Source organism: Parabacteroides caeci, from assembly GCF_023656795.1.
GTDB classification, from domain to species: Bacteria; Bacteroidota; Bacteroidia; order Bacteroidales; family Tannerellaceae; genus Parabacteroides; species Parabacteroides segnis.
On the sequence record NZ_JAMOKT010000078.1, the window covers coordinates 17,538 to 27,540 of the forward strand.

At 44.8% G+C, this 10,003-nt stretch carries 10 protein-coding genes and 1 tRNA gene; 7 read left to right on the plus strand and 4 right to left on the minus strand.

Annotated elements, in window-relative coordinates:
* The first annotated feature begins 94 nt into the window (after positions 1–94).
* Both NBH15_RS25635 and NBH15_RS25640 read left to right on the plus strand, forming a co-directional pair.
* Positions 95–1,054 carry a DUF4238 domain-containing protein gene (locus tag NBH15_RS25635; protein ID WP_250823917.1) on the plus strand — a complete coding sequence of 320 codons (960 nt, stop codon included), beginning with the start codon at positions 95–97 and terminating at the stop codon, positions 1,052–1,054.
* 73 nt (positions 1,055–1,127) lie between these two features.
* Entirely contained in the window at positions 1,128–1,484 is a 357-nt protein-coding gene (locus NBH15_RS25640; RefSeq protein ID WP_250823918.1) for a hypothetical protein, read from the plus strand.
* A 49-nt stretch (positions 1,485–1,533) separates the two neighbouring features.
* On the opposite strand, the gene NBH15_RS25645 is transcribed toward NBH15_RS25640, so the two are convergent.
* Together NBH15_RS25645 and NBH15_RS25650 are read right to left on the minus strand one after the other, a co-directional pair.
* Entirely contained in the window at positions 1,534–2,781 is a 1,248-nt protein-coding gene (locus NBH15_RS25645) for a tyrosine-type recombinase/integrase (protein ID WP_250823919.1), read from the minus strand.
* A gap of 134 nt (positions 2,782–2,915) precedes the next feature.
* Positions 2,916–3,002 (minus strand) — tRNA-Ser (locus NBH15_RS25650).
* A 145-nt stretch (positions 3,003–3,147) separates the two neighbouring features.
* Between NBH15_RS25650 and mltG the strand changes: the two genes are divergently transcribed.
* From mltG to NBH15_RS25675, 5 genes are all read left to right on the plus strand, one after another.
* On the plus strand, positions 3,148–4,191 hold the full coding sequence (mltG, locus tag NBH15_RS25655; protein ID WP_128133225.1) for an endolytic transglycosylase MltG: 1,044 nt from the start codon (positions 3,148–3,150) through the stop codon (positions 4,189–4,191).
* 83 nt (positions 4,192–4,274) lie between these two features.
* Positions 4,275–5,873, plus strand: coding sequence for a thiamine pyrophosphate-dependent enzyme (locus tag NBH15_RS25660; protein ID WP_128133224.1), 1,599 nt, complete (start codon positions 4,275–4,277; stop codon positions 5,871–5,873).
* Positions 5,870–6,451 carry an indolepyruvate oxidoreductase subunit beta gene (locus NBH15_RS25665; protein ID WP_048314590.1) on the plus strand — a complete coding sequence of 194 codons (582 nt, stop codon included), beginning with the start codon at positions 5,870–5,872 and terminating at the stop codon, positions 6,449–6,451. The genes NBH15_RS25660 and NBH15_RS25665 overlap by 4 nt, the downstream gene beginning before the upstream one ends.
* A 5-nt stretch (positions 6,452–6,456) precedes the next feature.
* Positions 6,457–6,963, plus strand: coding sequence for a peroxiredoxin family protein (locus tag NBH15_RS25670; protein ID WP_128133223.1), 507 nt, complete (start codon positions 6,457–6,459; stop codon positions 6,961–6,963).
* A gap of 5 nt (positions 6,964–6,968) precedes the next feature.
* Positions 6,969–7,757 carry a 4Fe-4S binding protein gene (locus NBH15_RS25675; protein ID WP_128133222.1) on the plus strand — a complete coding sequence of 263 codons (789 nt, stop codon included), beginning with the start codon at positions 6,969–6,971 and terminating at the stop codon, positions 7,755–7,757.
* Positions 7,758–7,762: 5 nt separating this feature from the next.
* Here the strand turns inward: NBH15_RS25675 and NBH15_RS25680 are convergent, their stop codons facing one another.
* Both NBH15_RS25680 and NBH15_RS25685 read right to left on the minus strand, forming a co-directional pair.
* Complete coding sequence (locus NBH15_RS25680; protein ID WP_128133221.1) at positions 7,763–8,446, minus strand: response regulator transcription factor; 684 nt, start codon at positions 8,444–8,446, stop codon at positions 7,763–7,765.
* Positions 8,443–9,876, minus strand: coding sequence for a sensor histidine kinase (locus tag NBH15_RS25685; protein ID WP_233566794.1), 1,434 nt, complete (start codon positions 9,874–9,876; stop codon positions 8,443–8,445). The genes NBH15_RS25680 and NBH15_RS25685 overlap by 4 nt, the downstream gene beginning before the upstream one ends.
* Positions 9,877–10,003: the final 127 nt, after the last annotated feature.

Consider the following 10,003-nt stretch of genomic DNA (forward strand, 5'->3'; position numbering starts at 1 on the left):
AAGCATTTTTTTTACCGCCCTGCACCCGCCGTGAGGTTCGTGCAGGGCGTTTTTTGTCCTATAAGAATGTAATCGAACGGACTACTTTAGCGTCATGGAAAAAACAAACAGAAAAACAATCAAATTACCCTCTTTGCCCGACAGATGGGGACTTATGACGCTTGATCAGTTCCGTACGGTCGAAGAGATCAGAGGCAAATTTGCCAGCTCCGACGCTTACCTCGCCCATTGCTTTTTGGCATTGGAGGGGTTGAAGCCGTTACGATATGCCGAAAGGTGGCGTTCGGCATTGTCACTAATCCCATTTGCCGGACGCTTTATTGCTGAAACAGGCCGTCAGGTGGCAGACGTGCACGAGGGGGGCACGGGGGAAGACGGTCCGTTCATCATCTGGACGCAATGCTACCGTTTCAAAGGCCTTTGGAACGCCCTGGTCGGAAGACGCTTTTTTATGGAGGATCAGGAAGTACTTTATTTCCAAAAAAAGTTGGAGTTTCTCACCAAGCCGGAAAAGATATACCTGTCAACGAACCCGGTCGCCCGGAAAAAGGTCGGCATGCGCACCTACCGGAGCTATTTCACTAATCTCTCCGACATGCCCTGGTTCCATTACCGCCTGTGCTGTATGCACATCCAAAACTATATATCTACGCGGCAGGACAGCCACCTGGACAAATTCCTCTCCACGCTCTACATTCCCGAAGGGCGCACGAGCCGCCTAATCAACCGGATCACCGCCCAAACCCATCCGGACGGATTTTCCAAACATTTCTCCCCGCTGGAAATAAACCTGATATTGATCTTTTGGAACAGCACCCAGCTTTATTTCCGGAACAGCTTCAAACATCTGTTCAACGGCAAATCCAAGCAGAAGACGCGCGACTTCATGAAAGAGGAAGCCGAAATCACGGTGTTTCTCAGCAAGGAAATAGGGGCAATCCCGGAAAAAACGCAGGACATCGAAGCCTTCTACGCCCTCCAATACCTAGAAGACAATGCCGTGATCCAGGAAGAAAAAAAGAAGGAAATCGAAAAGATGAAAAGGATGCGGTAAATAACCGTAATTTGAACGAACAAAATAAAGGAGGTTTTGGTTATATTTTAAGTATTAATTTAAATTTATACTTATGGATATAGCGGTTACAAGCAAATTTTACTTGCCGTCAGGTATTTGCACCGAAGACGAACAGAAAGGAATCACGTTCGTATCAAATAGTTTCAATGATTTGTTCGACAAATCTTTGAAGGGTCTTTCAGCCGCTATGAGAATTGCGGCTTTGTGTTACAATTCCCCTGAGATGAAAAACCTTGCAACCTTTGACCAATATGGAGAAAGATGGATGGAGGATATATCTTCTGCCTTATGCGCCCTATCCAACTTTGACAGCCAGATTAGGCAAAGAATCCTTTATTCAATACATAAAGCCCATGAAGCTTATGACATACAAGAAATAAAATGTAACATGGAAGATATTCAAGACTAACAATAAAGGCTGCAAACATTCATTTGCAGCCTTTATTCTGATATCCAGTCTATTCATAAGAAGAAGCGTATGCAGATTTCTCGGAATGATCAAACGGCTTCCGTTCTCCCAACTTGGGCAGGAATTGTGAGGACAGCCGGACAGCTTCCTCCTGTGGTGCATGGGTGTATTTTTGTAGCATGTCCAATTCCAAGTGTCCGGTCATCTTGACAATCAAGTAATCAGGCACACCGCTCTCTTTTAAAACCATAATACCGGTATCCCTGTAACTATAAAGCTGGTAAATATCCGGCAGGTTGATAGCCTTTCTCATTTTCGTCCAACGTTTGTCCAGATCCCTTGTTTCCTTCTTCTTCATGCCAGGCATAAGAGATGTCGAAATCAGGTAAAAATCAGGATTGTAATTCATGATCTGCAATTCTTCGATGATACGCACCGTATCCGGTGTTAAAGTAGCCCACCGTGCATGTGCGTTCTTCGCGTTCTGCCCCGGAATGAAAATGGCAGACTTATCCGGATGGATGTCCTTTATCTGGATACGGCATATTTCAGCAGGTCGGATGAAAGAACTATACACCAACATGCAGACAAGTACCATACGGGGGTCGCGGGAATAGAAGTAATCCATGATTTTTTTGTCCCATTCAAGCGGGATTACCTCCCGTTTTTTCTGTTCTTCCTTCTTCTTGGGAATCTTTTCAAAAGGATTCTTTTCGCAATACCCTTTCTGGATGAACCAGTTGAACAACCCCCTTGAAAAAGTCAGGAAATTATTGTAGGTGACAGCCGACTTCCCTTGTTCCACATACTGCCAGGTTAGATAATCATCCCCGTTGACCGCCGAAAACGACTTCACGAATATTGATTCGAGTTTATGCGCTTTAAGCCAGGAAAGAAACATACGCACGTATGATTTATAAACGCGTTTGGTATCCGGCCTAATCTCCTTCAGCTTCTCCTTCAAAAACATATTTAGTGCGTCTTCCATCTTAGTGAACGACCGAAGACTCCCTTCCTTCATGAAAGGACTCCATCCGGAGGCAAGCTGCTTGTTCCGTTCCCGGCATATTGCCTTTGCCGCTTTTCGCGCTTGGTCATCCGAAGCAAACTTCTTTCTCATGCGTTGAAATTTTTCCCGGAACCGCTCATAGCTGAATGTTTCAGGATTGATCACTTGGTATTCGATAACCCATCCCGAAGCATACTCTTTCAATTGAGCTGGGATATAGGGTATGATCGGTTCGTCAAATCGATCGGTCGCATTCGTAATTTTTGGATTTTTTAAACTTTCAGGCATTTTTTTTATTATGTGAAATCCGCCCATTTCTCAGCCTCTCCCACATAATCCGGAAAAAAACCAGTTCCGATTCAGTTCCGATTTGAAAAAATAAATTCCAACCGCTTGATTTTTAGACGGTTGGAATTGTGTCGCGGAAGCGGGGGGATTCGAACCCCCGGTACCCTTACGAGTACGTCAGTTTAGCAAACTGGTGGTTTCAGCCACTCACCCACACTTCCATGTGTTCTGTGCTTCTTCCTTAGAATTGCGCTGCAAAGATAGGCGGATGTTTTTAAATAAACAAAGGATTTTGCATCTATTTTTTCGGAAAAAGGTATTACTTTTGTGACCTGTTCTGATAATCAGTATTTTATTGGAGGAAAAATGAATAAGAAAAAACAGGGGAAGCGTAATATACTAATTGGGATTGTCGTATTTTTGATCTTTTTGCTGGCGGGTACAGGTTTCTGGGGATACCGTCTGGCATGGGCGCCTAACTTTACTCCCAAAGAAACGGTTTATCTGTATATAGGAAAAGACAAGGATTTCGGCGAACTTTGCCGTCAGTTGATTGATTCGGCCGGCTGCAATCGTATCGGAAGTTTTAAACAGTTGGCCGGATTCCTGCAATACCAGGGAAATATGAAGACCGGCCGATATGCGGTATCGCCGGGAATGAGCAACCTGGAACTGTTGAACGATCTGCGGCGCGGTCATCAGGTGGCAACCCGTCTTACCTTTAATAATATCCGCTTTAAAGATGATCTGGTGGAGCGGTTGGACGAACAGTTGATGCTGGATACAGAGGACCTGCTTGTCTTGCTGAACGATTCGGCTTATTGCGATTCGCTGGGATTTACTACCGAAACAATCCTCTCCATGTTTATTCCGAACACCTATGAGGTCTATTGGAATATTCCCGCAGAAAAACTGATGCAGCGTATGAATCGTGAATATAAAGCCTTCTGGACGGAAGCACGTATGGAGAAGGCAAAAGCGATTGATCTGACACCTGCGGAAGTCGCCATCCTGGCCTCCATCGTAGAGGAAGAAACGGCTGCGGCAGATGAATATCCGATTGTGGCCGGTTTGTATCTGAACCGTTTGCATCGTGGCATACCGTTACAAGCCGATCCTACCGTCAAATTTGCAGTGGGTGATTTTACCTTGCAACGTATCCTGTTCGAACATCTGGAAATAGATTCTCCATATAATACATATAAATATGCCGGGTTGCCGCCCGGACCGCTGCGTATCCCGACTATCAAGGGGATGGACAGCGTTTTGAATTATATGAAGCATAATTATCTTTATATGTGTGCCAAAGAAGATTTTTCGGGCCGGCATAATTTCGCGGCAACGTTGGCAGAGCATAATCGCAATGCAAACCGTTACCGGGCTGAACTGAACAGGAGAAAGATTCGGTAGGCTTTTTGCTTTTTGTTTATGGTAAAAGCTGTATCTTTGGCTGTTGGTATAACATAAAAATCAATTTAAGAAAACAAATATACATGGAAAAACAACTATTCTTGGGGGATGAGGCTATCGCACAGGCTGCGATCGATGCCGGTATTTCCGGTGTTTATGCCTATCCGGGTACCCCTTCAACTGAAATTACCGAGTATATACAAGGCTCGGCAGTAGCGAAAGAACGGGGGATACACAGCCGTTGGAGTACGAATGAAAAAACAGCAATGGAGGCAGCTTTAGGTATGAGTTATGCCGGAAAGCGTTCACTTTGCTGCATGAAACATGTCGGACTGAATGTGGCGGCAGACTGCTTTATGAATGCCGGAATGAGCGGTATCAACGGTGGTATGATTATTATTACGGCCGACGACCCTTCCATGCACTCATCACAGAACGAGCAGGATAACCGTGTATATGGAAATTTTGCTATGATCCCGATGCTGGAACCATCCAGCCAGCAGGAAGCATACGATATGGTATATGAAGGTTTCGAACTTTCGGAAAAACTGGGTTATCCGATCCTGATGCGTATTACTACCCGTATGGCGCACTCTCGTGCCGGTGTGGTAACGCGTCCGATCAAGGAAGAAAATACGATGAGTTGTCCGCCTGACGGCCGTCAGCGTTTTATCTTGCTTCCGGCTTTGGCACGCAAACGTTTCAAAGTATTGCTGGAAGCGCAGAAAGGGTTTACCGAAGCGGCTGAAAGTTCAAAATATAACCAGTATTTCGATGCTCCCAACAAAGAGATGGGTATCATTACAACCGGTATTGCATTCAACTATCTGGCGGAGAATTATCCTGACGGGTTCGAATATCCGGTATTGAAGATTACTCAATATCCGTTGCCACGCAAGTTGGTAGAAAAGATTACCGGCGAATGTAAGGAAATTCTGGTGCTTGAAGAAGGCTATCCGGTTGTGGAAGAGCAATTGAAAGGTTTCTTGGGTAAAGGGATAACTGTTCACGGTCGTTTGGACGGGACTTTACAACGTGACGGCGAGTTGACTCCGGATGCCGTAGGCAAGGCTTTAGGCAAAGATATTACCAGTTACTATGCTATCCCCGAAGTGGTGGAACAGCGTCCGCCTGCATTATGCCAGGGTTGCGGTCACCGCGACGTGTATGAAGCATTGAATGAGGTGCTGGCTGAATATAAAGACCCGAAAGTATTCGGCGATATCGGTTGTTACACGTTGGGAGCTTTGCCTCCGTTCCGTGCAATCGACTCTTGTATCGATATGGGGGCTTCCATTACAATGGCGAAAGGGGCTTCTGATGCCGGTGTATTCCCGGCCGTATCGGTAATTGGTGATTCTACTTTCACGCATTCCGGTATGACCGGTTTGCTGGATTGTGTCAATGAGGATACAAACATCACAATCGTTATTTCCGATAATGAAACAACGGCTATGACCGGCGGTCAGGATTCAGCCGGAACAGGACGCCTGGAAGCTATCTGTGCAGGTATCGGTGTCGATCCCGCCCATATCCGTGTCATGATCCCGTTGAAGAAGAATTACGAAGAAATGAAACAGATCATCCGCGAAGAGATCGAATATAAAGGCGTATCTGTCCTGATCCCGCGTCGTGAATGTATCCAGACATTAACAAAAAAGAAAAAAGCAAGCAAGAAATGAGAGTAGATATTATATTGTCAGGTGTAGGAGGACAAGGTATCCTCTCTATTGCCGCCGTTATTGGAGAAGCCGCTTTGAAAGAAGGTTTGTATATGAAGCAGGCGGAAGTTCACGGAATGAGCCAGCGTGGTGGCGATGTACAGTCGAACCTGCGTTTGTCTGATCAGCCGATCGCGTCCGACCTGATTCCGAAGGGACATGCCGACCTGATCATTTCCCTGGAACCGATGGAAAGTCTCCGTTATCTTCCTTATCTGAAAGAAGATGGTTGGTTGGTGACTAATTCACAGCCGTTTGTCAATATCCCTAATTATCCGGATATGGAGAAAGTAAACGAAGAGCTGGATAAATTGCCGCATAAGGTTATCCTGGATGTGGAAGCTATAGCTAAGGAAGTCGCTACGGCCCGTGCCGCCAATATCGTGATGTTGGGTGCTGCTGCTCCTTTTATTGGAATTGAGTATAATAAAATAGAAGACGGTATCCGTCGTATCTTCGGTCGTAAAGGGGAAGAAGTGGTTGAGATGAACCTGAAAGCTCTGAAAGCCGGTTACGATGTTGCCCAAAGAATAAAATAAAGCCTATGAAGAAGTACCTCTTAACCGTCCTGCTTGCAATTTTCGCGTTTGTAGCCCGTGCTCAGAACGATGGTGATATTATAAAAGTGGGCGACCAGATGCCTGCATTCACGATCGTTTCCGACGATGGTAAACAAATCTCGTCTGCTTCCCTGAAAGGGAAAGTAGTGCTGATAAATTTCTTTGCAACCTGGTGTCCTCCCTGTCAGAAAGAACTGGCGGAAGTACAGCAGAAGTTGTGGCCGAAGTTTAAGGATAATAAAAACTTTCAGATGTTGGTGATTGGACGTGAACATACAGATGCCGAGTTGGCAAAGTATAATGAGAAAAAAGGTTTCACCTTCCCGTTGTATCCGGATAAGAACCGTGCCATCTTCGGAGCATTTGCAAAGAACCTGATTCCCCGTACTTATCTGATAGGTAAAGACGGAAAAGTGATTTATGCCGGCAAGGGATATACCGAAGATGAGTTTGCCGGATTGATGGATAAGATTGGTGCATCTTTAAAGTAAACGATATGCAATATCAGAATATACATTTAATCTATTTCTCTCCGACGCATACTTCGGCAAAAATAGCTTATGCAATTGCCGAAGCGTTGGAAGCGGATACTTTGTCTGAATCGGATATTACCCATGAAGGATTGAAGGAACCGCTTTCGATGGGAGGGAATGAACTGGTAATTGTTGCGGCTCCTGTATATGGAGGCCGCGTTGCGGAGACGGCTATGGAGCGCATCCGTATGTTTAAGGGAAACGCAACTCCGGTTATTCCTGTCGTAGTCTATGGAAACCGCGATTACGAAGACGCTTTAAAGGAATTAAGCGATGCGCTCTCCGCTCAGGGATTCGTGCCGGTGAGTGCCGGTGCCTTTATCGGTGAGCATTCATACAGCCGGAAAGATATGCCTATTGCCGCCGGTCGGCCGGATAAGGACGATTTGTTGAAAGCATCCGAATTCGGTAGCGAAATTCTGAAGAAGCTGGATAACGTATCGACGTTGACGGATTTACAGCCGTTGGAGGTAAAAGGAAATTTCCCGTACAAGGTAAAAGGTCCTTCCACTCCACAGGCTCCTGTGACGGATGAGGATTTGTGTACACAATGTGAGTATTGCATCGATGTATGCCCTGTTGCAGCGATATCGATTGTCGATGATCGTATGTTCAGTGATCCGTTGCTTTGTATTAAATGCTGTGCCTGCGTAAAAGAATGTCCGGAAGGGGCCCGTACTTTCGATACCCCCTATACGGCTATGCTTCATAAAAACTTCAGCGCACGCCGCGAACCTGAATTGTTTATTTGATTTTACTATATGATCAGTTTATAGCCGATCCCCCGGATGTTCACAATCTGAACCGAGGGATCGGCTTTTAATTTTTTACGTAGCTTGGTGATAAAAACATCCATGCTGCGGGCATTGAAAAAGGAATCGTCTCCCCATAACTCCAGTAAAACCGGTTTACGGTGCAATACATCATTCGTATGTTGGCAAAGCATGCGTAGAATCTCGGCTTCCCGATGCGATAATGTTTCTGTTTGGTCGCTTATCTGTAACGTCTGACGGGGATAATCGAACGTATATTGACCGATGCTGAAAACCTCCGGTCGCTTTTCTTCTTCTATGATTATCGGACGGTTCAATAAGGCAAGGATGCGGACGATAAGCTCTTCCATATCGAATGGCTTTTTCAGATAGTCATTTCCTCCCAGGTGAAAACCGGTTACCAGGTCATCGACCGATGAGCGTGCGGTAAGGAATAAGATCGGTGTCCGTGTGTCGGTTTGACGAATCATTTTGGCAAGCGTGAATCCATCCATTTGAGGCATCATCACATCCAATACCAGGATATCCGGTTTTGAACGGTGATATAAAGACATTGCTTCATTGCCGTTTGCCGCAATTGTAATTTGGAATTTCCGGCGGCTTTCCAGGCTGTCTTTGATTATTTTAGCTAATGCTATTTCGTCTTCGGCTAATAATACATGTATCATTTCTTTTCCGGTATTATAATAGTGAATGTAGTTCCTTCTTTTTCTTTGCTTTCAACGGAAATAGTCCCGTTATGCCGCTCTATGATGTCTTTGACATAGCTGAGTCCGAGTCCGAAGCCTTTCACGTCATGTATATTCCCTTTGGGGACACGATAGAAACGTTCGAATATGCGGTTTAGTTGAACGGTAGGGATGCCTATACCGTTGTCTGTCAGGTCGATTTGAGTCCCTTTCTCTATTTGGTTTATCTGAATGGAGATTTGTACGCTTTTTCCGGAGTACTTGATTGAATTATCGAGCATATTGCTGATTACATTGGTGAAATGCAGTTTATCGGCATATATCGTCAGTTCCTCAGGTTCACAGACGATCTGAAAAGAAACAGGTTTATCTGTCTTTAGCGTAAACTGTTGTGCCAGAATATCTATGACCGGTTTTATCCGGAAAGTCTCTTTTTGCAGCCGGAAGTTTTTGCGCTCGTCGACAGCCATGCTAAGTATCTTTTCAACCAGGCCGGAAAGATGCTTTAATTGTTGGCGGCAAAGTGTGAAATATTCCTCCCGTGTCTCTTTTTGTTCGACGAAATTGAATGTTTGCAAAGCGTCGATAGCCGAGTAAGTAATGGTGATCGGAGTCTTCAGTTCATGGGTCATGTTGTTGACGAAATCATTTTTTATCTGGGCGATCGTTTTCTGGCGTAAAATGGTTCGTATCAGGTAGATATAACAAGCTGTCGTAATGATAATCAGAAAGAATGAGGCGAGAAACAGTGGCCCCATCCGCTTGAGTACTGTCTCTCCGGGTGCAATGATAAATCCTTGCATGCCGATACTATCGTCACTGTTAACGCCTATTTTTTGGGTGGCAAGCAAATTGGTCGGATTCTGGTTATCCGGCAAAGAAGAGGCTAGGAGAGTGTCATTGCCTAGTGTAAAGTCGATAAAATGTCGGTTGTATATACCTTCTGCACGAAGAAAGCTTGACCATAGGCTGTCGGTTTTTTCAATGTTTACAGGAGAAATCCCGTTAATAGCTTGCCAGATTCCTTTGAATGCCATTCTCATCATGGGAGTATTTTCCGGTTTATAAGCCTGAAAAACGGTACTGTCAGTTTCATTGAATAATTGGAGCCGGGTACGGGAATAATATTTCCGGGGTGTCTGTTGGGAGGCTGTGTGGGAAGTACTGTCCATAAAAAAACCAAATTCCACTTGGCCATGTGGTGCACCGGGTGTCGTGTCGTTTTTCATTTTTTCCATCCGGTCTGTCAGATCTTCATTGATTGCTTGCTGAAGTGTTTCGTTGATAATTCTTCTGATTTGTTGTTTTTCTATGTTATAACTGTTCCATAACCAATATCCCTGGAAAAAGAATATTCCCAGGACCGATAAGGAAACGAAGATCAGTATAAGACGCATTTGTAATTTCATATTACAACTCACTAGTGTCCCGTTAAAATCGGGACGAGTTATTAATTAATCAAATAATCCCGGAATAAGGGGATTAAATTGTTCTTTGACATCATTGAAATTAGTCTTATTAAACAGCTCTTGTAAA

Bases quoted from the DNA above. Each gene is read 5' to 3' on its own strand.
- NBH15_RS25645 (WP_250823919.1), bottom strand. From the start codon at position 2,781: ATGCCTGAAAGTTTAAAAAATCCAAAAATTACGAATGCGACCGATCGA.
- NBH15_RS25660 (WP_128133224.1), top strand. From the start codon at position 4,275: ATGGAAAAACAACTATTCTTGGGGGATGAGGCTATCGCACAGGCTGCG.
- NBH15_RS25680 (WP_128133221.1), bottom strand. From the start codon at position 8,446: ATGATACATGTATTATTAGCCGAAGACGAAATAGCATTAGCTAAAATA.
- NBH15_RS25675 (WP_128133222.1), top strand. From the start codon at position 6,969: ATGCAATATCAGAATATACATTTAATCTATTTCTCTCCGACGCATACT.
- NBH15_RS25685 (WP_233566794.1), bottom strand. From the start codon at position 9,876: ATGAAATTACAAATGCGTCTTATACTGATCTTCGTTTCCTTATCGGTC.
- NBH15_RS25665 (WP_048314590.1), top strand. From the start codon at position 5,870: ATGAGAGTAGATATTATATTGTCAGGTGTAGGAGGACAAGGTATCCTC.
- NBH15_RS25635 (WP_250823917.1), top strand. From the start codon at position 95: ATGGAAAAAACAAACAGAAAAACAATCAAATTACCCTCTTTGCCCGAC.
- NBH15_RS25670 (WP_128133223.1), top strand. From the start codon at position 6,457: ATGAAGAAGTACCTCTTAACCGTCCTGCTTGCAATTTTCGCGTTTGTA.
- NBH15_RS25640 (WP_250823918.1), top strand. From the start codon at position 1,128: ATGGATATAGCGGTTACAAGCAAATTTTACTTGCCGTCAGGTATTTGC.
- mltG (WP_128133225.1), top strand. From the start codon at position 3,148: ATGAATAAGAAAAAACAGGGGAAGCGTAATATACTAATTGGGATTGTC.